Raw genomic sequence first — 23238 nt, 5'->3', positions numbered from 1 at the left:
CCTAATAAATTAGTCGGTTGTTGTCAAAGAAGTTTCTGTAAATTAGCTTGACGGCTTTATCTGAATCTTTAATGTCAGTTCCAAGCATCACAGAAATCTTGGAAGCTCCTTGATTAATCATGTGAATGGAGATGCCATTGTCGGTTAGTGGTCGAATGATTTTTTCAATGGTGTGATTATCAGACTGCATTCCCTCCCCAACGATCATGATGATGGCATAGTCATTAATCCAACGAATTTGATCGGGATGAAGGGCATCTTTGATTTCTCTTGTAATTTCTTTGACGATATGGTCATTTAGTTGGGCCTTATCAAAGATAATGGTCAGGTCATCAATTCCAGAAGGCATGTGTTCGTACGACACGTTGTATTTGTACAGAATTTTGAGAATCTTAAGGGTAAAACCTACTTGTTTGTTAAGCAGATAGCGATGAATGTACAGTGCTGAGAAGTGCTTGGCACTGGCTACCCCAGTAATTACGCGAGTTGGTTGAAATTTATTTTCAGGAACAATCAGGGTTCCGGGTAAATCAGGGGCCGATGTATTTTTCACGTTGATCGGAATTCCGACCTGAATTGCTGGAATGATGGCTTCATCATGAAAGACTGAGAAACCAGCATACGAGAGTTCTCTCATTTCTCTATAAGTCATTACGTCGATAGCTTTCGGGTTTTTAACCACCCTCGGGTCAACCGAATAGATTGCGTTGACATCGGTAAAGTTTTCGTATAGATCAGCTTGAAGCCCACGAGCTACGATTGAGCCGGTAATATCGGAACCACCTCTTGAAAAGGTAGCGATTTGATTATCATCATTGACCCCAAAAAATCCTGGAAAGATCATTTTTTCTTTAACGTCACGAAATCTTCTGATGTTTCCGTAGGTAACTGGATTGATTTGCGCATCGGCAACGTCGCCGGTGACTTTAAAACCAATTTCTTTTGGATCCATAAACCTTGCGGGAATTTTAAGTTGGTTTAGAATCATCGTCAACATTTGCGCGTTGAGATATTCTCCCTGAGCTTTAAAGGTACTCATTAGATGAGCAGAATCCGGAAACGATTGATTAGGTAATTCTCTTAACTGTGAGACAATTTGAGTAATCTGTTTCGTCTGAACGTTAAATGATTCACCAATTTCTTGATAGCGATCAATAATTTGATTAAGAATGTCAGAAAAGTCTTCATGGTTAAGAACTTTGTTAGCATACTCGATTAATAAGTCGGTAACTTTCACGTCACCTTTGAAGCGAGTTCCGGGAGCAGAAACAACGACTGCCTTCCGATCTGGATCTGATTTGATGATATTAATTACCTTTTGAAATTGGGCTCCGTTAGCTAGTGAGCTCCCACCGAATTTGGTTACTTTCATGAATTATTCATCCTTAAGAATTTAATTAAATTGAATTGTAGCATTAATTTTTAATTTATCAATCTTGGAATCCAAAATATGTGAAATAGTTATTAATTTAGATGATATTAATTGACGAACAAGTCAAAATGGGTTATATTTTTAACAAATTTAAATAGAGGTTGCAGGTAACAAGATTAGCTAATGGAGATTTACTCGTCGAAGAAGTTAGTGAAAGGGTTGTTTGCCGAAGCACTCTGTCAGAGTAGTGGCACTGGTGCTGGGACGTGATTTAATAAATCGCGGACTGTCGCAGATATTCTGCGGGGAGCTATTCAAGAATATTTGATCAAATAATGTCAAATTAATTATTTTTAGATCTTTTTGTTCAACTCCTGAGCAAAAAGATCTTTTTTTATAAATTATTTAAGAGGTGCGAGATGAAGTCGGTTATTGATAAGCAAGATATAAGAAATCATGATTTGTACATTGGTGGGATTAAGGCCAGTGATTTAGCAAAAGAATATGGAACACCCCTAGAGGTTTATGACGTTAGTAAGATCAGGAGTCAAATTGAAAAATTTAAACGGGTTTTTGAGGACCGTAAAGTTAAATACTCGGTTAATTATGCTAGTAAGGCGTTTGCCACGGTTGGAATGTATCAAATTGTGAAGCAAGAGGGAGCTGGAATTGACGTAGTTTCCGGTGGCGAGTTGTACACTGCACTTCAAGCTGACTTTCCGATGGCACGGGTCAGTTTTCACGGCAACAATAAATCAAAAGACGAACTAACGATGGCTGTCAAAAACGGAGTGGGAACGATTATGTTGGATAATTTCCATGAAATTGAGTTACTCCACGACGTGCTAGAAGAGCAAGATAAAAACATCGACGTGATGTTACGGATTACCCCTGGTATTTCAGCTCATACTCATGAGTACATCCAAACGGGTCAGGTCGACAGTAAGTTTGGATTCGATCTGGCATCAGGACAAGCTGATGAAGCTTTACAAAAGGTCCTTTCTGAGAAGCGAATGAATATGAAAGGGGTTCATGCTCACATTGGGTCTCAGATTTTTTCACCCGAAGGCTTTGTGGGAGCTGCCGATAAACTTGTTGATGTAATGAAGCACTGGCATGACGATTTTGATTACACGGCGAAAGTAATCAACGTTGGTGGTGGTTTTGGTATTCAATACACCGACGAAGAACATCCCGTCGCCCCAGAGGACTTCGTTTCAGCCATTGTGGATGAGATTAAAGAAAAAACGACTGAGGCTGATTTACCAACTCCATCAATTTGGATTGAACCGGGCCGTTCAATCGTCGGTTCAGCAGGTTATAGTTTGTACACAATTGGTTCCAGAAAAGATGTCCCCGGGATTAAGTCGTACGTTTCCGTTGATGGTGGGATGGGTGATAACATTCGGCCAGCTTTATATGAAGCAGACTATGAAGGCGCTCTTGCAGGCAATGTTGATGGAAAGCCGGTTGAAACCGTCCGAATTGCCGGGAAATACTGTGAATCAGGTGATATCTTGATTAAGAATCAACCGCTCCCAAAGAGCCAACCGGGAGACATTTTTGTAATCTTCAACACCGGGGCTTACGGATACTCAATGGCTTCCAACTATAATCGAAATCCACGGCCAGCCGTTGTGTTTGTTGAAGATGGTAAAGCACAGTTAGCGGTCCAACGTGAGAGTTATGCGGACCTGACCCACTTAGATAAGAAATTAAAGGAGAACTAGAAGATGGCACAATTAGATGCACAGTCAATCATTAAATTTATTTCTAACTCAGACAAAAAGACCCCAGTCAAGGTTTATTTGAAAGGTAAGTTAGGAAAAATCAAATTTCCTAAGGGAATTGAGAATTTTACCACTAACAAAACTGGTGTCATTTTTGGCGACTGGGCTAACGTTTCTAAATTTCTTAAAAAGAATAAAAAATTAATCAGTAGTTATGAAATTGAAAGTGATGCACGAAATTCTGCCGTTCCATTACTTGATACCAAGAACCTAGACGCTCGGATCGAACCTGGTGCTATTATTCGTGATCAGGTCTCAATTGGAAAGCATGTTGTCATAATGATGGGAGCTTTAATCAACATTGGAGCTGAGATTGGTGATGATTCTATGATTGACATGGGGACCATCCTGGGTGGTCGTGCGATCGTTGGAAAGCATTGTCACATCGGTGCTGGTGCTGTTTTGGCCGGTGTGATTGAACCAGCTAGTGCTAAACCGGTTCGAATTGACGATAACGTCTTAGTTGGTGCTAATGCGGTTGTGATTGAAGGCGTTCATGTTGGTGAGGGTGCAGTGATTGCTGCTGGCTCAGTGGTTTTGCATGATGTTGAACCTAATACCATGGTAGCCGGGGTTCCTGCTAAAAAGATCAAGGACATCGACACTCAGACCAAGTCTAAGACTAAACTTGAAGACGACTTAAGGAAGTGATGAATGTGTCAAATAACCCGACCAAGTTGAGTGACGATGATCTCCTTGAAATTTATCGTCATCTTCACCAAATTCCAGAATTAGCGATGCATGAATTTCAGACCCATGAATATCTAAAAGAAGTCATTGATAAGTTTAAAACGGACTACATGGAAGTTAATGTACCAGAAAAGTTACCAACGGCGATTTTGGTGCTGGTCCATGGAACTGATCCCAAGCGCACCATTGGATACCGAACGGATATTGATGCGTTACCAGTTAAGGAAAAAACGAATTTAACGTTTGTGTCAAAAAATGATGGTGTGATGCATGCGTGTGGTCATGATATCCACATGACGGTTGCGTTGAGTATCTTGAATTACTATGCTGCTCATCAACCCCAAGATAATTTGTTAGTTTTTTTTCAACCAGCTGAAGAAAGTGAAAATGGCGGTAAGGTGGCATACGAGGATGGTATTTTTACCGGGAAGTGGCATCCAGATGAATTTTATGGTCTACATGACAACCCCCAGCTTCCGGTTGGGGCAATCGGTTGTCGGATGGGTACACTGTTCGCTGGGACAACCGAGGTCAACGTTGACCTGATCGGAAAAAGTGGTCATGCTGCTTATCCGCAGGATGCAAACGACATGATTGTGGCCGCCAGTCAGTTTATTAATCAGGTTCAGACGATTGTATCAAGGAGTGTTGATCCGATTGAAGGCGGGGTTGTTACCTTTGGAAAAATGGAAGCCGGTACCATTCGAAATGTGATCGCTGGTCATGCTCGAATTGAAGGAACGATTCGGGGTCTGACCCAGAAAATGATTGAGTTGATTGATAAGCGGTTAAAAGAAGTCGCTAATGGGATTTCAGTGAGTTACGACTGCCAGGTTAAACTCAACCTGAATCAGGGCGGTTATTTGCCAGTCGAGAATAATCCGAAGTTAACCAGTAATTTTATTGATTACATGGAAAAACAAAAAAACGTTGATTTTATTAACACGATGCCCGCAATGACGGGAGAAGATTTTGGTTATTTGTTGTCAAAAATCCCCGGAACAATGTTTTGGTTGGGAATTGATGACCCAAAGTCTCAGCTTCATGAGGCGACGCTTACCCCCAATACAAAGGCAATTGCGATTGGAAGTAGAGCCATTATCGGATTTTTGAATTATCGAATGCAACAAGGAACAAAAAAATAGGGGAGATCATAATCATGGTAGAAAAAGCAGATTTATTAACGGCCATCGTCACCCCGTTTGGCAATGACGGTGAGGTTGATATTACACAGCTTAAGAAGCTGATTAAACATTTGGTTGATACGGGGACCAATGGATTTGTGGTCGGCGGAACGACTGGTGAAACTCCGACATTATCTGAAGACGAAAAATTAAAACTGTACGGTGAATTTGGCAAGATTGTGGGCGATCAGTATCCGGTAATTGCAGGGACTGGTTCAAACAATACCCGACAAACGGCTGAGTTTAACCAGAAAGTGATGCAATTAGATGGGATTGATTATGGCTTGGTGGTTGTGCCTTATTACAACAAACCCGACCAACGGGGCATGAAGGAACACTTTAAGTACGTTGCCGATCATTCAGATAAACCAATCATCATCTATAACATTCCTGGACGAACGGGCGTGAACATGGATAAGGAAACGGTCGTGGAATTATCCGAATACAATAACATTGCTGGAATTAAGCAGTGTGGCTCACTTCCTGATATGGAATACATCATTTCCAACACTCCAGATGATTTTCTGGTTTACAGTGGTGAAGATCCACAAGCACTAGCAACTAAGATGCTTGGTGGTGATGGAGTGATTTCGGTTGCTTCCCATGTCTATGGTAAGCAATTAAGGGGAATGTACGATGATTTAGATCAGGGGGATTACAAAGCAGCTGGCAAGCTTCAACGTTGGTTAACACCAAAGATGCAGGCGCTATTTATGTATCCTTCACCATCACCGACTAAAGCAGCTTTAAATGCTAATGGTTTAAATGTGGGTGGTTGTCGTTTACCAATTGCAACCCTAAATCAAGATGAGAAAAAAGAATTGGCAAAAGCACTAGACGTTGATTCTTTAGGAGACATTTTAAATGATTAAAGTATTAGTAGCAGGCTTTCGTGGCTCAATGGGCCAAAAGGCCGTTAAGATGATTGAAAAGAATGGTGATTTTAATTTGATAGGCGTATATGACCCGAAAGCGAACGATTTGAGTCCTGAAAGTTATGATTTACCAAAAGACGTAAAAGTTTATAACGATTTTGATCAGATTAAGGGACCAGATGTAGACGTTTGGGTTGATTTTACGGTTCCAAAAGCAGCTTATCCAAACACTAAATTTGCCTTGGATCATGGGATTCATCCGGTTATTGGAACCAGTGGGTTAAGTGATGATCAACTAGCTGAATTGCAAAAATTAGCGGACAATGAAAATGTGAGTGGGATTATTGCACCGAACTTTGGAATTTCAGCGGTATTGTTAATGAAATTTGCTAAAGAGGCAGCTCAGTATTTCCCTAATGCAGAGGTGATCGAGATGCATCATCAGGATAAAAAGGATGCTCCGTCTGGGACCGCCATTAATACGGCCAAGTTAATCAGTGAGGGAAGAAAGAAACGACCCAAAGCTTTATCCACTGAGGAAACCCTAAAGGGTGCTCGTGGAGCCGAGTATGATGGAGTTCCGATTCATTCCGTTCGGCTTCCTGGATATGTTGCTCATGAACAGGTGCTGTTTGGCGGAGATGGTGAAGCACTCACCATTCGTCAAGATTCCTTTGATCGTGATTCATTTATGAATGGTTTAAGGGTTGCCATTGAGAGAGTTGACGGTTTAGATGGGTTAGTTGTTGGATTAGAAAATATTTTATAGAGGGGCAAGTAGTAATGAAAGAGTATAATGTCGCAATTTTAGGTGCCACTGGCGCCGTTGGAACACGTCTCATGGATAAGTTAGCTGAATCAAGTATCCCGGTTAAAAGTCTGAAATTGTTGGCTTCTAAAAGATCCGCTGGGAAAAAGCTCGAGTATCAAGGTGACGAGTTAACCGTCGAAGAGGCTACTCCCGACTCATTTAACGGTGTTGATTTAGTCCTTGCTTCAGCTGGCGGTTCGGTTTCCAAAAAATTGTTACCAGAAGCCGTGAAGCGTGGTGCCGTTGCGGTTGACAACACGAGTGCGTTTCGAATGGACCCGGATGTTCCCCTGGTTGTGCCAGAAGTGAACCCAGATGCTTTAGAGAATCATCATGGGATCATTGCCAATCCAAACTGTTCCACCATTCAAATGGTAGTGGCGTTAGAGCCGATTAGAAAGCAGTTTGGGTTGAAACAAATTATTGTTTCTACTTATCAAGCTGCTTCAGGTGCCGGTCAGAGTGGACTTGATGAATTAAAAGATGAAGCGCAAGAACACCTTGATGGCAAAAAGATGGATGCTCACATTTTCCCAGTCAAAGGTGAAAAGGAACATTATCCGCTAGCGTTTAACCTTTTACCCCAAATCGATGTGTTTGAAAAAGACGGTTATACTCACGAAGAGTGGAAGATGATTCACGAAACGAAGAAAATCATGCTGAATGATATGGATTCTGGAGATATTAAGGTGACTGCTACCTGTGTCAGAGTTCCAGTGGAGATTTGTCACGGTGAGTCAGTTTATTTCACGGTCAAGGATGAAAAAGCCGCCAGTCGTGAAAAGATCCAAAGGATTTTAAATGATGCTCCGGGAGTAACTCTTAAAGATGATCCCAAAAAACAACTCTACCCACAACCAATCGACGCTGCTGGCAAAGAAGATACATATGTCGGAAGAGTTCGACCGGACCAAGAAAATGGTGATGCCTATAATATGTGGGTGGTAGCCGACAATTTATTAAAGGGTGCTGCACTAAATACGGTCGAAATTGGCGAAGAATTAGTTAAAAGAGATTTGATTTAATGATTGAATTTCTTGATGATGATAGGGAAGAGGATTAACATGCCTACTTTAAATGAAAACTTGCAAAATCGGTTTAACAAGAATTTAACTCAACTGCAACCATCAGCAATTCGAGCTTTTTCGGAGTCGATATCTGATATTGACGGGTTGATTATGCTATCAGTGGGAGAACCAGGATTTAACACCCCTGAACACGTTAAAAAAGCAATGATGAAGAGTATTGAAGATAATCACTCGCATTATTCTCCTCATAAAGGAATCAAATCTTTAAGAGATGCCATCAGCAACTTTATGGCAAAGAAATATAATTTAAAGTATGATCCTGATACTGAAGTAATGGTTAATATGGGAGCAACCGAAGCGCTTGCTTCGTCGATTCTTTCCACGGTTAATCCTGATGATGAAGTTTTGATTCCAGCACCTTTCTATCCCCTATACGAGTCATTAGTACGTTTTGCTGGTGGGAAACCCGTGTTTATTGATACGTCCACTTCTGATTTTGTTTTAACACCTAAAGAATTGGATGAGGTACTCTCAAATCATCCCAGTGCTAAAGCGTTGATCTTAAATTATCCAAATAATCCAACGGGGGTTGAATACACACCAGAGCAGTTAAAAGCCCTTGTCCCAATTCTGAAACAACATTCACTCTTTGTGATTACCGATGAGATCTATAGTGAGTTAACCTATGGTATTAAACATCATTCACTGGCAGAGTATTTACCTGATCAAACGATTGTAATTAATGGAGTGTCTAAATCTCACGCAATGACTGGTTATCGACTGGGGTTCACGGTTGGACCCGCTGAATTTATCACTCAGGCTAATAAGATGCATGGTTATTTAGTTTCTTCACCATCAGACCCTGCTCAGTATGGTGCACTTGAGGCACTTAAGAATGGGATGGATGATGCTTTTTCGATGCGAGATGAATACCAAAAGAATCGGGATGAGGCCATTTTCCGGCTAAAGAAGATGGGGCTTGATCCGATTGATCCTACCGGAGCGTTTTATATTTTCGTAAAAATTCCAGCAAATTATGGAAATGATGACGTTCGTTTTGCCAAGGATTTAGCGCAAAACGCTAAAGTTGGGGTAATTCCCGGATCAGCGTTTGGTGACGGTGGTAAAGGCCACGTTCGGATTTCCTACGCTGCTTCTAGTGACGATTTAAAGGAAGCACTAAGTCGGATGGAAAATTATTTAAGTTAATGTAATTATTAAAAAAGCGGAATTAGACAAATGTCTAATTCCGCTTTTGTTTAAAATTGTTTAAAGATGCAGGTAAGTTCCAAGGAAAAAACTAATCATCAAGATGATGAAGACGATGGTAGTAATGATGACGTACATTTTATCGTGTTCTTTATAAAATGAATAGATTGATACGACCACCCTTAGAACCGGCGTTAAGATTAAAGCAAAAACGCCTAACATCATGATGGAATAGGGTTTTAATTGAATGATTCCCTTTAGCAGTTGACCAAAGGAGGTTAGGTAATAGTGACTACCAAACCCCGTTGTTCCGGTAACAAGGTACAAGAAAAGTCCAAAGATCATGATGATGACAGAAACAATCACCCCAATACGCATGATTTTTCCGATAAGTTTTTCGATTCGAATATTTTCAGCTTCTTGATTTTTTTCACTTTGATTTACATTATTTTGAGTGCTCATGATAAGAAGTTCACCCCAAATCCTTTAAGAATCATTTGAACGCCAAGGTAAATTAGGATGGGAATAAAAATAATTCGAATTAACTTGGAAGGCATGATTTGCATTACACGTGACCCGACGGTGGCTCCAACGATAATTCCAAGCGCCAGTGGAACGGCGATCTGAGGCAAAATTGATCCGTTAAAAAAGTAAATGGTGGCACTGGCTGCTGCCGTGACTCCCATCATTAAATTACTGGTGGAACTCGATGGTTTGAGTGGCATCTTCATGAAAGTATCCATCGCAATTACCTTAAAGGCACCGGATCCAATTCCCAGTAAGCCACTGGCAATTCCGGCGCCAAACATTACGGTTAAACCAGCTGGAACGTTTGTTACCTTATAGTCAATCTGCTTTTTTAGGTTTTTATCGTAGTAAGAACCATTTAGCTTGAGTTCTTTTGCAATTTTATCTTCACTGGTTGTATTCGTTTGAACCTGTTTGCCCCAAATCTTTTTAACCATATTTAGACCGGAAAAGAAGAGTAACAGGCCAAATAAAATGTAGAGAAAGATTGGATTGATCACTCCAGTTAGTAAAGCACCAGCAACGGCCCCAATGGAAGTAGCAATTTCTAGAAACATGGCTACCCGTAAGTTTAAGACGTTGTCTTTTAGATAGGCGATCGTTGCTCCTGAACTGGTAGCAATCACGGCAATGATACTTGCACCAATCGCATACTTAATGTCGAGATTAAATCCGATGGTTAAAACCGGTGTAATGATCATCCCACCACCGATTCCTAGGATTGAACCCAAAACACCCGCAAAAACTCCTACCAGTAACATGATAATAAGGTTATGAATCATTAATAAAACTCCAATCTGTAAAATTCATGGTGCAATTATATCACACTAATCACGGCGATTTTGGCGCTTCTCTCAATCGATTAATCGATATTATGTTATACTTTTTTTATATGAATTCTTGGAGGTATGGCATTTATGATGATTGGAAGGGACGTTAGTCGTCCGTACAAATTAACAATTGCGTTTCTCTTATCGTTAATCCTGACGATTGGAGTCAAAATGAGTTTTGGCTACGTTGACTTTTTAGATTCAATGATAATTGGAACCATTCAAGGGTACCCGTCTTCATTTGAAGAAACCATTTTCTCAATGATTAGTTTTGTCGCGAGTCCCAAGATGGATATTGTGTGGATACTTATAATTGCTGTTTTGTTGTGGTGGTTTAAGTATAAAATACCGGCATTCTTTTCGTTGGTACTGGTTTTTGGTGGAGATGCCATTGGATTTGTGATTAAACACATCGTAGCCAAGCCTCGTCCTTCAATGCATTTGCCGGGTGACACTGGCTTTAGTTATCCTAGTGGACATGTTTTAGGAGCTTTTCTAGTGATTAGCGTTCTGTGGATCATAGTGGTTCCAATGATTAATCGACAATCAACTAAATGGATTATTAGAACTATTTTAGCAATTGTTCTTTTCCTAGTGATGATCTCACGGGTTTATCTGAATGCCCATTTTCCTTCAGATACCGTTGGTGCCGCCTTAATTGCTTACACATGGCTTCAAGTTTGTGAATATGGGTACGTAAAGTGGGCCAAGGAGCTAAGTACAACAAAGATTTTTCAGAATACAATTTACTAATTTCATGAAAGTGATTGATAATCGTTAACTTATCACTTATACTTTACTTATAATGAAATATGAATTCTAAGAAGAGGCGCGACTTTTATCAGTAATTTGCCAGAGATTCACTTAATCGATGAGGGCTTATGAAAGGGAAAGTTGCCGAAACTGATCACGTGGTAAATGATTGGTTGGGTTTTGATTTAATAAGTCAAGGACTGTCGTGTGTTGCACGGAGAGCTTTCTAAGATTACGATTAGTAAGAATTTGTGGACTCTTTTGGAAGTTATTCAAGAGGGTCTTTTTCTTTGTCGTTTTGTTATTGGGTTTCTTCTTAATTATTTAGGAGGAGAATTTATGTCTGAAAAAAATGGAAACGGACAGGTGAAGCGGGGATTAAAGTCTCGTCATGTGTCTATGATCGCCCTTGGTGGTTGTATTGGAACCGGTCTTTTTGTGACTAGTGGTGGAGCAATTCACAATGCTGGTCCCGGTGGTGCGTTAGTAGCATATGTATGTATGGGAATCATGGTTTATTTTTTGATGACTAGTTTGGGAGAAATGGCCACTAATATGCCAGTCTCTGGATCATTTGCTACATATTCAGCTAAGTACGTTGATCCAGCTTTAGGGTTTGCAATGGGTTGGAACTACTGGTTTAACTGGGCAATTACAGTGGCGGTTGACGTTAGTACGGTGGCAATCGTCATGCAATTCTGGCTGCCACATTTTCCGAGTTGGATTTGGAGTTTAGCGGCTCTGTCACTGATTTTGTTGATTAACATCTTATCCGTCAAGGCGTTTGGAGAAACTGAGTTCTGGATGTCTTTGATCAAAGTGATCACGATTTTTATCTTTCTAGCCGTCGGAATTTTGACCATTTTTGGAATTATGGGTGGTCACTTTATTGGAATGAGGAACTTTACCTATAAGCAGGCTCCCTTCGTAAACGGGATTCCCGGCATTCTGAGTGTTTTCGTAATTGCTGGATTCTCATTTCAAGGAACTGAGTTAGTTGGAATTACAGCTGGAGAGTCAGAAAACCCACGGGAGACGGTCCCAAAAGCAATTCATGAAGTATTTTGGCGCATCATTTTATTCTATATTCTGGCAATTGTTGTGATCGCTGCAATTATTCCATATACTAGTCCCGATTTGTTGGGATCAAGTGCTTCAGATGTTGCCATTAGTCCGTTCACGATTGTGTTTGAACGTGCCGGATTAGCTGGAGCTGCAAGTATTATGAACGCGGTCATCTTGACCTCCGTGATTTCTTCAGCCAACTCTGGGATGTATGCCTCAACGCGAATGTTGTATTCGATGGCCGATGAAGGTTATGCTCCAAAAGTTTTTGGCAAAGTATCTAAGCGTGGAATTCCGGTGTTAGCGCTCTTAGCAACCATGGTGATTTCGTTGTTGACTTTTATGACAAGTATCTTTGGATCTAAGATTTACATGTGGTTAGTGGCTGCTTCCGGGTTGACTGGATTTATTGCTTGGTTCGGGATTGCTCTTTCACATTATCGGTTTAGAAGGGCGTTTATAAAACAAGGACACAAAGTTTCAGAACTTAAATACCATGCGACTTGGTTCCCGGTCGGTCCAATTATCACTTTAATCCTGTGTATCGTTGTTATTTGTGGTCAAGATATTGGTGCCTTTGCTCACTTCAACTTATTTGAGATTGCGGTCACGTATATGAGTGTTCCGTTGGTTATCATCTTGTATTTTGGGTACAAATTTGTTCATCATACCCATATCATTCCCCTCGATCAAGTGGATGTCTCGCCTTCAGAAGATTATACGGATGAAATTAAAAAGAATGAAAGCTAGTCTTAAATTCATGATTTTTAAATGGTACAATTACAATTGCAAATTCTTTAAATTAGTCTAAGGGGATCAAATAAATGATTGTATTATCAGGAACTATTGGAGCAGGGAAGACCACGTTAACGACATTATTGGCTGAGAAATTAAACTCACCATCCTATTACGAGTCCGTTGATGATAATAAGATTCTTCCGTTGTTTTACAAAGACCCAAAAAAGTATGCTTTTTTGCTTCAGATTTATTTTTTAAATAAACGTTTGGACAGCATTAAGGAAGCTTCTTCTGATAAGTACAGTGTGATGGATCGTTCAATCTTTGAAGATTCATTACTGTTTCATCTAAATGCTGACCTTGGTCGAGCAACTGAAACAGAAGTTCAAATTTATGATTCTTTATTAAAGAACATGATGGAACCGATCCCTAACGGTAAATATAAGAAAATACCGGACCTACTGATTTATATTGATATTTCTTTTGATACGATGCTTAAAAGAATTAAAAAGCGTGGAAGAAAATACGAACAAATCGATAATGACGGTAGTTTGTATGAATATTATCGTGAATTAAACCAGAGATATTCAAAATGGTACGAGGATTATAACTTGTCTCCCAAAATTAGGATTAACGGGGATAAGTATGATTTTGTCGAAGATGCGGATGCGAGAACCAAAGTATTAAAGAGACTTTCTGACAAAATTCAAGAAGTATTAGGATAATTTAAGAGATTATTGTATAATTGACGCAACAAGTAAACGTGACGTGCCCATTAAGTAGAATCACAGAGAGACAATGTTGGTGAAAATTGTCATTTGAAAATTCCAGCACGTATTTCGGGCGGCCAATCCCGCACGGCAATTATCGTTATTAATTAATCGAGTGCCTTAATTGGAACTTGGGTGGTACCGCGAAAAGACTTTCGTCCCAACATGACGAGGGTCTTTTTGTGTCTTTTAAGGGAGGAAATTAAAATGTTAGATATGAAGTTGATTAGAAGTAATCCGGACTGGTATAAAGGAAAGCTAGCCGAGCGAAATGTGCCTGGCGAAGTGATTGACAATTTACTTAGAAAAGATTCAGAACGGCGTGATCTAATCGTTAAAAGTGAGTCGCTTAAAGCGGAACGAAATGAGGTATCTGAGAAAATTTCACAGCTCAAGCGCAATAAAGAGGACGCAAATGATCAAATTACCAGAATGCGTGAAGTTGGAAAAGAGATCAAAGCGCTGGATGAAAAGCTAGAAACTATCAAAGCCGAACAACATGATATTGAGGCTCATTTACCCAATGTTCCTGCTGATGAAGTTCCCGTTAGTCTCACCGAAGAGGGTTCAAAAGAGTTAAGACGAATTGGTGAACCACGGAAGTTTGATTTCACCCCTAAACCCCACTGGGAAATTGGCGAAGACTTAGATATTTTAGATTTCAAGCGAAGTGCTAAGGTATCAGGAAGTCGTTTCGTATACTATCTAGGTGCAGGAGCCAAATTAGAACGTGCGGTATATAATTTCTATTTGGATCAAAACACCGATGCTGGTTACACCGAAGTCTTACCCCCATACATGGTTAATTCTGATTCAATGTTTGGGACCGGTCAGTTTCCTAAATTCCTAGAAAATAAGGCTGGATTTGAGATTAAAGATAGTGACTTGACCATGATTCCGACTGCTGAAGTTCCACTGGTTAATTTCTATCGCGACGAAGTCATTTCTGAAGAGAAGTTACCAGTAAAATTCACCGCCTTGACCCCAGCGTTTAGATCAGAAGCAGGAAGTGCCGGAAAAGATACCCGGGGCTTAATTCGATTGCATCAGTTTAACAAAGTTGAAATGGTTCAGTTTACCAAGCCCGAGGAGTCTTGGGATGCTTTAAAGGAAATTACGCATCAAGCAGAGACATTACTTCAGAAACTCGGTCTGCCTTATCATGTCATCACGCTAACGTCAAGTGACATGAGCTTCACTGCCGCTGAAACTCATGATCTTGAAGTATGGATGCCAGCTCAAAATCGGTACCGCGAAATTTCAAGTTGTTCTAACACGCTTGATTTTCAGGCAAGACGGGCTCACATTCAGTACAGAGATGAGAACGGCAAATTGCAGTACGTTCATACGTTAAATGGTTCTGGCTTAGCCGTTGGTAGAACGGTTGCAGCTATCCTTGAAAACTATCAAAATGAAGATGGAACGGTGAATGTGCCCGAAGTTCTTCAACCTTATATGCATGGGATGAAGAAGATTGTAAAAAATGAAAAATTTTAACAAAAATAGTAGAAATCAATAAGACATTCCGGTATAATAATATTTGTTGTATGACTGGTTTGAGAAGAATTGATCGTTGAGGCGTAACCAATTTGTTCTTGACGCTTAAACATCAAAATGATATTATTTAATAGTTGTCGTTGCGCTTTATCGCAATGATATCTATCAATGGAGGATTAGCTCAGCTGGGAGAGCATCTGCCTTACAAGCAGGAGGTCACAGGTTCGATCCCTGTATCCTCCATTTGAGCCGTTAGCTCAGTTGGTAGAGCATCTGACTTTTAATCAGAGGGTCGGCGGTTCGAACCCGCCACGGCTCATTGCCAGTAACACATTATTATGCGGGCGTGGCGGAACTGGCAGACGCGCTAGATTTAGGTTCTAGTGTCTTAGGACGTGGGGGTTCGAATCCCTTCGCCCGCATTGATTTTTCGCCGACTTAGCTCAGTTGGCTAGAGCGCTTCACTAGTAATGAAGAGGTCGTAGGTTCGAATCCTATAGTCGGCATATGCGGAAGTAGTTCAGTGGTAGAACGCCACCTTGCCATGGTGGAGGTCGCGGGTTCGAATCCCGTCTTCCGCTTTTTTTGTTATCATACTGCCGGAGTGGCGGAATTGGCAGACGCACAGGACTTAAAATCCTGCGGTCAGTGATGACCGTACCGGTTCGATCCCGGTCCCCGGCATTTAAAATTTAAAACAGTAAGAGAGTCCTATTACTAGGACTCTCTTTTTTATTTAAAATATTGATTCAAGGTAGAAATACGGGTCCGACAGCGCTATCATAGAGTTAAATTGATGTTGTGATGTGGGTAATAAGTTGATTTCCATTTACATGACAAGTTAGAATTACGATAACGGTATGATTGATCAAATAAAGGAGAAGCGATATGAAACTCGAGAAAAAATCGCCTTATGGGCTTAATAACGTAAGTGCTTTACTTAATGACGTTTCAATGAATGATGATCAATTAATTCATGTTGGTGAGAAGATGAGTAATGATGCCAACATGGAAGCCATGCGGAATTTCAAAGCTAGAAAGCGGGACATTAAACCAATTTTGACTGAGCGTGATTCACTGCTACTTAGTGGACTTCTAGGATTAAAACGAGAACGAATGGCCAAAAATCCATTTTCTTTTTATCGGGGAAGCGTTGAGCTAATGAATCATGATTTAGGTACCATTCCCATGAGTGATATCAATCTGTTGATTGCGGGTGATGCTCACCTTGGCAACTTTGGTTTTTATGGTTCTCCAGAGCATCAACTTTTGTTCGATTTAAATGATTTTGACGAATCTCACGTAGGTCACTTTGAAGATGACTTATTACGTTTTCTAGTAAGTGCTTTATTGGTCGCGAAGCAACAAGGATTTGACATCACAAATGAAGTTAATCCGTTTTTAAGGGATGTCTTGGAGGCTTATCGTAGTGCCTTGGTCAGGATGACGGAGATTCCAGCCATGGATAAACTGACATTGCCTAATTCCATCAGAAATATTTCTAAGATTTTTGGTACATTAAAAGACGGTGAGAAGCATTTTAAAAAATCGTTTCAAAAAATTACCGCTAAGAGTATTAACAAGGCCCTTAGAAGTACTTCTGACTACGCTGTGGAAAAGTATACAACCGTTCTTAAAAACGGGGAACGGCGCTTTATTGATAATGAACCGGTTACGGTTCACATAGGAAAAAAAGATTATCAAAAAATTAGTGATGGACTCGATCGTTACTACAATCATACCAAGAGTGATATTCGTTTCTTTCTCTCTAACTTCCAGATTGTCGACATTGTAAGACACAGTGTTGGAGTGGGAAGTGTTGGCACTCTTTGCTTTTTAGTTTTACTAGAGGACGCTAACAATAATTACTTGGTTTTGCAGATTAAGCAAGCCCTTCCAATTTATAAAAACAATGTTATTGGTATGAACAAAAATGATTCATTGGGTGAAAATATTGTTGATTGTCAGCTGATTCTTCAAACTGCATCGGACCCATTTTTAGGATGGTTTAATACTAGTAATAAGAGTTACTACGTGCGTCAGTTTAAGGATATGAAGGGTTCCGTAAATCTTAATAAGTTGGATTTAGACGCTTTTAAGGATTACGTGTTAGTTTGTGTGATCTTACTTGCACGGGCACACAGTCAATCACCAACGTTTCCGATGATTATCGGGTACCTAAAAAATAGCGACAAGGTCAAAAAGTCATTCATTGAGTTCGCCAATGAATACATGAAACAAGTTGAGATTGATTATGATACGTTTATTAAGGATTTGAAATAACATGAAGAGAAATGAAGAGTATGTTGACTCGTGCTATAACCGGGATTTGAGTTGGACTTTATTTAATCGAAGAGTGATTAATCTAGCCACTGAATCGTTCACTCCGTTTTTGGAAAAGCTGAAGTTTTTAGCAATTGGGTCAAATAATTTAGATGAGTTTTATAGTGTCAGGGTTCCAAGCGTTCAAGGGCAAATGGAGCTTAGTGATAATGGGATTGAAAAAAAGTCTGGACTTCACTATAGCCAGATCCTGGATCAGATTCATGATCGTAATGATGAAAATTTTAAGATCCAATACAATGATTACGATAAATTAAATCAAGAATTAAAGGAGAGAGATGTTTGTTCGATTGAGTCGTATGCAGACCTTAATGACAAACAAAAGGATCAAGTCAATCAATACTTTATTAAGAAGATTCAACCATCACTTTCCTTTAAAGAGTTTGATGAAAATTATGATTTAAAGTTTCTTTCTAACAAGCAAATTGCGATTGGCGTCTTAGTCAAGGGTGATGATAAAAAAGCCATTCGGATTATTCCCCTTCCTTCTAAGTTTGACCGCTTACTTTCGGTTAAATCGAACGGGATTGATACGTATATCTTACTTGAAGATTTGATTAATCATAACCTCAAGCGTCTCTTCAATGGAAAAGAAATTACTGGAACGGTCGTCTTTAGAGTCACGAGAGACCTTGATGCCACCTTAGATGTTGAAAAAGAGGATAATAATTTTGAAACAATCTCTCGGATGCGTCAGTATCTTGTTGACCGGGAAAAAGGAAAGGTAACTCGATTTGAAGTTGAGGAATTTGATGGTAATACTGACGATGATTTCTTAAATGATTTTATTGATAAATTTAAGATTGAAAAGAATGCTATTTTTAAAATTCCTGGTCCCGTTGATTTAACTTATCTATTTGAGATCGTCAGTAAGTATTCGCCTGATTATCCAGAATATTGTTACGCAAAATTTAATCCTCGAACTTGGCCGACTTCCGCCTCAATCCTTTCGTACTTGGATCAAAAGGATCTCCTTATCCAATATCCATATGATTCGTTTACTCAGTTTTTGCAGTTCTTAAAAGAATCGGTCGAAAATCCTAAAACTGTTGCGATTAAACAAACCCTGTATCGGGTTTCAAAACACTCTGAAGTGGTTGATTTACTAGCAAAAGCCGCTCAAAAGGGAATTAAAACCACCGTTGTGGTTGAATTAAGAGCTCGTTTTGATGAAAAGAACAACTTGAAAGTAACTGAAAAACTGAAGAATGCTGGTGTTCATGTTATTTTTGGGAAAAAAGACATGAAAGTTCATAGTAAAACTTGTTTGGTGTTAACAAAAGAGGGCAATCACCCCAAGGGCTATATCCAGGTTGGAACGGGAAACTACAACATGCAAACCGCGAAGGGATTTGTTGATCTAAGTTTCTTTACCAGTAAGGACGATTATGTTCAAGACCTATCAAAATTTTTCGATTACTTGCAAGCTCTAGATGCCGCTCAACCCAGTTATCAAGTTTTATCAGCTTCTCCCCATCAAATTCAAGATCAAGTGATTGATGGGATCCAGGAAGTTAAAGAAAGTTATTTAAGAACCGGCAAAGGAGCAGTCTTTTTAAAGATTAACTCGTTGACTGATGTAGAAGTGATTTCAGCCATTTATGATGCGGCCAGAGTGGGTGTACCATTTAGGCTCGTTGTTAGAGGAGCTTGCTGTCTTAAACTTGGAATTTGCGGGAAAAAAGAAAAAATCGTGGTTTCAAGCATTGTTGGTGAGTTTTTGGAACATAGTCGAATTTATGGATTCTTCACTCAGGATGATTCTAAATTGTGGATATCTTCTGCTGATTTAATGACAAGAAACATGGATAACCGTGTCGAGCTAGCGGCACCAATTCTCGATCCAAAACTAAAACAACAGCTTTTAAACATCATCGACATTTACGCTCAAGATGATGTGGATGGGAGCTTTTTAAAGCCTGATGGGGAGTACTTTAAATTCAAGCATCCCAAAGGGAAGTCCGCCCAACAGACCTTCTTAAAGATTATCGATGATCCCAAATTAAATAATAAAAAGCACGTTTCTAAACGTCATGACATTCGGATTAACGTTAAAAACGATTCCAAATTAAAAAACGAGTGGTTTTATGTTTCGATTCTAGTCGTTACGATTATCGTAGTAGTGGGCGTGCTATTGTGGTGGTGAAAATAACCAGATGTTTCTGGTTATTTTTTTATTTTTCTTTTCCAAAATCGGATACTTCTGGTATAATAATATATGTTCGCTGATGAATTTGAACGTTTAATGCTTATATGCACCTATAGCGCAATTGGATAGAGTGTCTGACTACGAATCAGAAGGTTGTAGGTTCGACTCCTACTAGGTGCATTCATCGGGAAGTAGCTCAGCTTGGTAGAGCACCTGGTTTGGGACCAGGGGGTCGCAGGTTCGAATCCTGTCTTCCCGATTTTTATATACTTTTTAATATTTAAGCATCGGGAAATAGCTCAGCTTGGTAGAGCGCCACGTTCGGGACGTGGAGGTCGCAAGTTCGAATCTTGTTTTCCCGATTTTTTTATTACCTTGGTTTCCAAGAGTATTTACTTGGAATTTACAAATCTTCTTTGTATAATAATAGTCAACATTAGTCAGAGATGAGATGAGTTTATGGCAAGCCGTAATATATCGGACATTATTGAAGATTATTTGAAGGATATGCTAGGTGATAATGATCAAGAACGAGTCGAAATTCGTCGATCGGACATTGCCAATCATTTTGACGTGGTGCCCTCGCAAATTAACTATGTAATTAAAACACGTTTTACGTTGCGTAATGGTTATTTAGTTGAGAGCAAACGTGGTGGTGGTGGTTACATCAGGATTGAAAAAATCAACTTAATGGATAATTCGGATGTCCTAGACAGTTTGATTGATTCAATTGGTGATGAAATTTCCGAAAAGGATGAAGAATCAATTTTAACCACCTTATATGCTAATGGAGTCATTACCGAGAAAGAGGAGAACATGATTGCTGCTATTTTAAAGAAAGAGGCAATTAGACTACCTGATCAAGCAATGGAATATCAGGTTAGAGCGAGTGTTTTAGAGGCTTTACTTTACCGGCTTAAATATGAGTGTTAGTTTGATTATGGATTATGATTTAAAGAGAAATGAAGGGAGATTTGCATATGCATAATTTATTTACCCCTAGTGCAAAAAACGTTTTGGTAATTGCCCAAGAACAAGCTAAGAGTTTCCAGCATCAAGCTGTCGGAACCGAACACATGTTACTGGCACTTACCATTGAGAAGAATGGGATTGCTTATCAAACTCTCCAACAACTTGCCGTCAGCGAGGCGGACGTTAGAGAAGAAATTGAGCAGTTGGCTGGATACGGTAATTTAAAGGTCGATGGAAACACGTATCTGCCGTATTCTCCAAAGATGAAAGAAATTTTAGCTTTAGCTGGAAAGATTGCCAAGCAGTATGGATCAACTAAAGTGGGTACTGAGCACATTTTGCTAGCTTTAACTAGTGATGATGCGATGCTCTCTTCAAGAATTTTGACTAACTTGGGAGTTAGCCCAGAACAAGTCCGAAAAGTAACGATCCGAAAGATGGGGGTTGCAGATACTAATATGGCTTCTGAAAATAATTCGAATGGTGAGTCAGAACAAAGCGAAACTCCAACTTTAGATTCACTGGCACGTGATTTGACTAAAGCTGCTCGAGATAATCAGCTCGATCCAGTGGTTGGACGCACCGCTGAAGTTCGTCGTGTCATCCAGGTTTTAAGCCGAAGAACTAAAAATAATCCAGTTTTAATTGGTGAACCCGGTGTTGGTAAGACTGCCATTGCTGAAGGTTTAGCGGAAAAAATTGTGAATAAATCTGTTCCTGCGGATATGCAAAATAAGCGGGTAATGGAATTAGACATGGGATCACTGGTTGCTGGCACTAAGTATCGTGGCCAATTTGAAGATCGTTTAAAGAAGGTCTTAAAGGAAGTCGAAGATAGTGGCAATGTCATTCTCTTTATTGATGAGTTGCATACCTTGATTGGTGCTGGTGGAACTGAGGGATCAGTTGATGCTTCAAATATTTTAAAGCCATCTCTTGCTCGTGGTCAGGTTCAAGTTATTGGTGCTACTACCTTAGATGAATATCAGAAGTACATTGAATCTGATGAAGCATTAGAACGTCGTTTTGCAACGGTTGAAGTTGAAGAACCAAGTAAGGATGAATCACGGAAGATTCTTAAGGGATTACGTCCCAAATACGAAGAACACCATCACGTTCAAATCACCGATGATGCCATTAATGCAGCCGTTGATTTATCTAGTCGTTACATTAGTGATCGTTACCTTCCTGACAAGGCAATTGACTTGATGGATGAAGGTGCAGCTAAAGTTAGACTGGATTCAACTGGAAAAGATGACAAGTTAGCAAGCGCTGAATCAAAACTTAGTTCCGTTAAAAATGATAAGGACAAAGCCATTGAGGAACAGCGCTTTGAAGATGCGGTTTCAATTCGTAAGCAAGAACAAAAGTTACAAAAAGAGATTGCGGATTTAACCCAAAAACAACGCATTAAAGAAAATGATGCTAACAAGACTCACAATTATCAATTAAAAGAAAATGCTGAAGACATTGCTCAAATTGTTTCCGAATGGACTGGAATTCCAGTTACTCATTTGAAACAATCTGACAAGAAGCGTTTAGTAAACTTAGAAAAGATTTTACACGAACGAGTTGTGGGACAAGATGAAGCTGTCTCAGCGGTTGCAAGAGCAATTCGTCGGGCACGAAGTGGACTTAAAGATCCCAATCGTCCCATTGGATCGTTCATGTTTCTTGGTCCAACTGGAGTTGGTAAAACTGAACTTGCCAAAGATTTGGCAAAAGCAATGTTTGGCTCAGAAGATGACATGATCAGAGTTGACATGAGTGAATTCATGGAGAAGTATTCGACTAGCCGAATGGTCGGTTCTGCACCTGGTTACGTTGGCTACGATGAAGGTGGTCAACTGACCGAAAAAGTTCGAAAGCATCCATATTCAGTTGTTTTACTTGATGAAGTTGAAAAGGCTCATCCTGACGTCTTTAACTTGCTACTTCAAGTTCTAGATGATGGGTACTTAACCGATGCCAAGGGCCGAAAAGTAGACTTTCGAAATACTGTCATCATTATGACTTCCAACATTGGTGCTACAGAGCTGCAATACAAGAACACCGTTGGATTTGCCGCTGAAAAATCCGGTAATGATGATAATTACGATGCTATGAAGGCCACGATTCAAGAACAGTTGAAGAAATTCTTTAAACCAGAATTCTTGAACCGAATTGATGATACGGTGATCTTCCATTCCTTGACTAAGTCGGAATTACACCGAATCGTTAAGTTAATGTCACAAGAACTGATTGATCGTGCCAATGGATTGGGTTACAAAGTTAGAATGACTCCAGCTGCCATTGATTTAGTTGCTGAAGTTGGCTACAATCCAACCTATGGTGCTCGACCAATTCGAAGAGCTTTGCAGGATAAAGTTGAAGATCCATTGAGTGAAGACTTATTAGCGGGCAAGTTCAAACCCGGTGATCAGATTACGATCGGTGCGCATAAAAACAAGATTACGATTAATAGACGTGAAGTTAAGAATCCCAAAGAAGAAATTCTAAGTAAATAACGTTAAAACTCACAGTAAAATTTTACTGTGAGTTTTTGTGCATATTGATTGACTTTTACTTTGATTCTTTGTATTATATGTAGAGTATGTAACTGGGAATTGAAATGAGTCGTTGCGATCTATTGTC

18 protein-coding genes, 9 tRNA genes and 2 riboswitches are annotated in these 23238 nt (G+C 39.7%); of the genes, 24 read left to right on the top strand and 3 right to left on the bottom strand.

Features of this window, described 5'->3' with window-relative positions:
* Position 1 precedes the first annotated feature (1 nt).
* Positions 2-1372 carry an aspartate kinase gene (locus AC6UC9_RS00550; RefSeq protein ID WP_500700810.1) on the bottom strand — a complete coding sequence of 457 codons (1371 nt, stop codon included), beginning with the start codon at positions 1370-1372 and terminating at the stop codon, positions 2-4.
* A gap of 147 nt (positions 1373-1519) precedes the next feature.
* A riboswitch (Lysine riboswitch) is annotated at positions 1520-1693 on the top strand.
* Between the two features lie 98 nt (positions 1694-1791).
* On the opposite strand from AC6UC9_RS00550, the gene lysA reads away from it, so the two are divergent.
* The 7 genes from lysA to AC6UC9_RS00515 are packed head-to-tail and all read left to right on the top strand — an operon-like array spanning position 1792 to position 8959.
* Positions 1792-3102, top strand: coding sequence for a diaminopimelate decarboxylase (gene lysA / locus AC6UC9_RS00545; protein WP_500700809.1), 1311 nt, complete (start codon positions 1792-1794; stop codon positions 3100-3102).
* Between the two features lie 3 nt (positions 3103-3105).
* On the top strand, positions 3106-3813 hold the full coding sequence (gene dapD, locus AC6UC9_RS00540; protein WP_500693521.1) for a 2,3,4,5-tetrahydropyridine-2,6-dicarboxylate N-acetyltransferase: 708 nt from the start codon (positions 3106-3108) through the stop codon (positions 3811-3813).
* Positions 3813-4997, top strand: a complete 1185-nt coding sequence (locus AC6UC9_RS00535) for an N-acetyldiaminopimelate deacetylase (protein ID WP_500700808.1) — start codon at positions 3813-3815, stop codon at positions 4995-4997. Before dapD ends, AC6UC9_RS00535 begins: the two co-directional genes overlap by 1 nt.
* Before the next feature lie 14 nt (positions 4998-5011).
* The gene (gene dapA / locus AC6UC9_RS00530; RefSeq protein ID WP_500700807.1) at positions 5012-5908 is read left to right on the top strand and encodes a 4-hydroxy-tetrahydrodipicolinate synthase; all 897 of its coding nucleotides are present in this window, start codon (positions 5012-5014) and stop codon (positions 5906-5908) included.
* Positions 5901-6680, top strand: a complete 780-nt coding sequence (gene dapB / locus AC6UC9_RS00525) for a 4-hydroxy-tetrahydrodipicolinate reductase (protein WP_500693524.1) — start codon at positions 5901-5903, stop codon at positions 6678-6680. Before dapA ends, dapB begins: the two co-directional genes overlap by 8 nt.
* Before the next feature lie 14 nt (positions 6681-6694).
* Positions 6695-7747 (top strand): aspartate-semialdehyde dehydrogenase, encoded by a 1053-nt coding sequence (locus AC6UC9_RS00520; RefSeq protein WP_500700806.1) that lies wholly within the window; start codon positions 6695-6697, stop codon positions 7745-7747.
* 39 nt (positions 7748-7786) lie between these two features.
* Entirely contained in the window at positions 7787-8959 is a 1173-nt protein-coding gene (locus AC6UC9_RS00515; protein WP_500700805.1) for an aminotransferase class I/II-fold pyridoxal phosphate-dependent enzyme, read from the top strand.
* Between the two features lie 60 nt (positions 8960-9019).
* On the opposite strand, the gene AC6UC9_RS00510 is transcribed toward AC6UC9_RS00515, so the two are convergent.
* Together AC6UC9_RS00510 and AC6UC9_RS00505 are read right to left on the bottom strand one after the other, a co-directional pair.
* Entirely contained in the window at positions 9020-9421 is a 402-nt protein-coding gene (locus AC6UC9_RS00510) for a DUF1634 domain-containing protein (protein WP_500693527.1), read from the bottom strand.
* A complete protein-coding gene (locus AC6UC9_RS00505; protein ID WP_500700804.1) occupies positions 9418-10269 on the bottom strand; it encodes a sulfite exporter TauE/SafE family protein in 852 nt (283 codons plus the stop codon). Before AC6UC9_RS00505 ends, AC6UC9_RS00510 begins: the two co-directional genes overlap by 4 nt.
* 135 nt (positions 10270-10404) lie before the next feature.
* On the opposite strand from AC6UC9_RS00505, the gene AC6UC9_RS00500 reads away from it, so the two are divergent.
* The 17 genes from AC6UC9_RS00500 (at position 10405) to AC6UC9_RS00420 (ending at position 23111) form a co-directional block, all read left to right on the top strand.
* On the top strand, positions 10405-11070 hold the full coding sequence (locus AC6UC9_RS00500) for a phosphatase PAP2 family protein (RefSeq protein ID WP_500695236.1): 666 nt from the start codon (positions 10405-10407) through the stop codon (positions 11068-11070).
* A gap of 63 nt (positions 11071-11133) precedes the next feature.
* Positions 11134-11303, top strand: a riboswitch (Lysine riboswitch).
* Between the two features lie 106 nt (positions 11304-11409).
* Positions 11410-12885 (top strand): amino acid permease, encoded by a 1476-nt coding sequence (locus AC6UC9_RS00495; protein WP_500693530.1) that lies wholly within the window; start codon positions 11410-11412, stop codon positions 12883-12885.
* 74 nt (positions 12886-12959) lie between these two features.
* Positions 12960-13598: a deoxynucleoside kinase gene (locus AC6UC9_RS00490; protein WP_500700803.1), complete on the top strand. Its 639-nt coding sequence runs from the start codon at positions 12960-12962 to the stop codon at positions 13596-13598.
* Between the two features lie 252 nt (positions 13599-13850).
* Entirely contained in the window at positions 13851-15140 is a 1290-nt protein-coding gene (gene serS / locus AC6UC9_RS00485; protein WP_500693532.1) for a serine--tRNA ligase, read from the top strand.
* A gap of 170 nt (positions 15141-15310) precedes the next feature.
* Positions 15311-15383 (top strand) — tRNA-Val (locus AC6UC9_RS00480).
* A gap of 3 nt (positions 15384-15386) precedes the next feature.
* Positions 15387-15459, top strand: a tRNA-Lys gene (locus AC6UC9_RS00475).
* Positions 15460-15480: 21 nt separating this feature from the next.
* Positions 15481-15562, top strand: a tRNA-Leu gene (locus AC6UC9_RS00470).
* A gap of 10 nt (positions 15563-15572) precedes the next feature.
* Positions 15573-15646: transfer RNA gene (locus AC6UC9_RS00465), tRNA-Thr, on the top strand.
* Between the two features lie 3 nt (positions 15647-15649).
* Positions 15650-15721 (top strand) — tRNA-Gly (locus AC6UC9_RS00460).
* Between the two features lie 17 nt (positions 15722-15738).
* Positions 15739-15824 (top strand) — tRNA-Leu (locus AC6UC9_RS00455).
* Between the two features lie 204 nt (positions 15825-16028).
* The gene (locus AC6UC9_RS00450; RefSeq protein WP_500693533.1) at positions 16029-17423 is read left to right on the top strand and encodes a DUF2252 domain-containing protein; all 1395 of its coding nucleotides are present in this window, start codon (positions 16029-16031) and stop codon (positions 17421-17423) included.
* A 1-nt stretch (position 17424) separates the two neighbouring features.
* Positions 17425-19629, top strand: a complete 2205-nt coding sequence (ppk1, locus tag AC6UC9_RS00445) for a polyphosphate kinase 1 (RefSeq protein ID WP_500700802.1) — start codon at positions 17425-17427, stop codon at positions 19627-19629.
* Between the two features lie 109 nt (positions 19630-19738).
* Positions 19739-19812, top strand: a tRNA-Arg gene (locus AC6UC9_RS00440).
* Positions 19813-19817: 5 nt separating this feature from the next.
* A tRNA-Pro gene (locus tag AC6UC9_RS00435) sits at positions 19818-19891 on the top strand.
* Positions 19892-19920: 29 nt separating this feature from the next.
* Positions 19921-19994, top strand: a tRNA-Pro gene (locus AC6UC9_RS00430).
* A 97-nt stretch (positions 19995-20091) separates the two neighbouring features.
* A complete protein-coding gene (locus AC6UC9_RS00425) occupies positions 20092-20565 on the top strand; it encodes a CtsR family transcriptional regulator (protein WP_500693535.1) in 474 nt (157 codons plus the stop codon).
* 47 nt (positions 20566-20612) lie between these two features.
* A complete protein-coding gene (locus AC6UC9_RS00420) occupies positions 20613-23111 on the top strand; it encodes an ATP-dependent Clp protease ATP-binding subunit (protein ID WP_500693536.1) in 2499 nt (832 codons plus the stop codon).
* The last annotated feature ends 127 nt before the right edge of the window (positions 23112-23238 follow it).

Source organism: Fructilactobacillus sp. X7R4C1 (genome assembly GCF_059901115.1).
This window is presented reverse-complemented; position numbering and strand designations above follow the sequence as displayed.

Bases quoted from the DNA above. Each gene is read 5' to 3' on its own strand.
- ppk1 (WP_500700802.1), top strand. From the start codon at position 17,425: ATGAAGAGAAATGAAGAGTATGTTGACTCGTGCTATAACCGGGATTTG.
- AC6UC9_RS00500 (WP_500695236.1), top strand. From the start codon at position 10,405: ATGATGATTGGAAGGGACGTTAGTCGTCCGTACAAATTAACAATTGCG.
- AC6UC9_RS00535 (WP_500700808.1), top strand. From the start codon at position 3,813: ATGAATGTGTCAAATAACCCGACCAAGTTGAGTGACGATGATCTCCTT.
- AC6UC9_RS00520 (WP_500700806.1), top strand. From the start codon at position 6,695: ATGAAAGAGTATAATGTCGCAATTTTAGGTGCCACTGGCGCCGTTGGA.
- AC6UC9_RS00550 (WP_500700810.1), bottom strand. From the start codon at position 1,372: ATGAAAGTAACCAAATTCGGTGGGAGCTCACTAGCTAACGGAGCCCAA.
- AC6UC9_RS00490 (WP_500700803.1), top strand. From the start codon at position 12,960: ATGATTGTATTATCAGGAACTATTGGAGCAGGGAAGACCACGTTAACG.
- AC6UC9_RS00420 (WP_500693536.1), top strand. From the start codon at position 20,613: ATGCATAATTTATTTACCCCTAGTGCAAAAAACGTTTTGGTAATTGCC.
- AC6UC9_RS00515 (WP_500700805.1), top strand. From the start codon at position 7,787: ATGCCTACTTTAAATGAAAACTTGCAAAATCGGTTTAACAAGAATTTA.
- AC6UC9_RS00450 (WP_500693533.1), top strand. From the start codon at position 16,029: ATGAAACTCGAGAAAAAATCGCCTTATGGGCTTAATAACGTAAGTGCT.
- AC6UC9_RS00505 (WP_500700804.1), bottom strand. From the start codon at position 10,269: ATGATTCATAACCTTATTATCATGTTACTGGTAGGAGTTTTTGCGGGT.
- lysA (WP_500700809.1), top strand. From the start codon at position 1,792: ATGAAGTCGGTTATTGATAAGCAAGATATAAGAAATCATGATTTGTAC.
- dapD (WP_500693521.1), top strand. From the start codon at position 3,106: ATGGCACAATTAGATGCACAGTCAATCATTAAATTTATTTCTAACTCA.
- serS (WP_500693532.1), top strand. From the start codon at position 13,851: ATGTTAGATATGAAGTTGATTAGAAGTAATCCGGACTGGTATAAAGGA.
- AC6UC9_RS00425 (WP_500693535.1), top strand. From the start codon at position 20,092: ATGGCAAGCCGTAATATATCGGACATTATTGAAGATTATTTGAAGGAT.
- dapA (WP_500700807.1), top strand. From the start codon at position 5,012: ATGGTAGAAAAAGCAGATTTATTAACGGCCATCGTCACCCCGTTTGGC.
- dapB (WP_500693524.1), top strand. From the start codon at position 5,901: ATGATTAAAGTATTAGTAGCAGGCTTTCGTGGCTCAATGGGCCAAAAG.
- AC6UC9_RS00495 (WP_500693530.1), top strand. From the start codon at position 11,410: ATGTCTGAAAAAAATGGAAACGGACAGGTGAAGCGGGGATTAAAGTCT.
- AC6UC9_RS00510 (WP_500693527.1), bottom strand. From the start codon at position 9,421: ATGAGCACTCAAAATAATGTAAATCAAAGTGAAAAAAATCAAGAAGCT.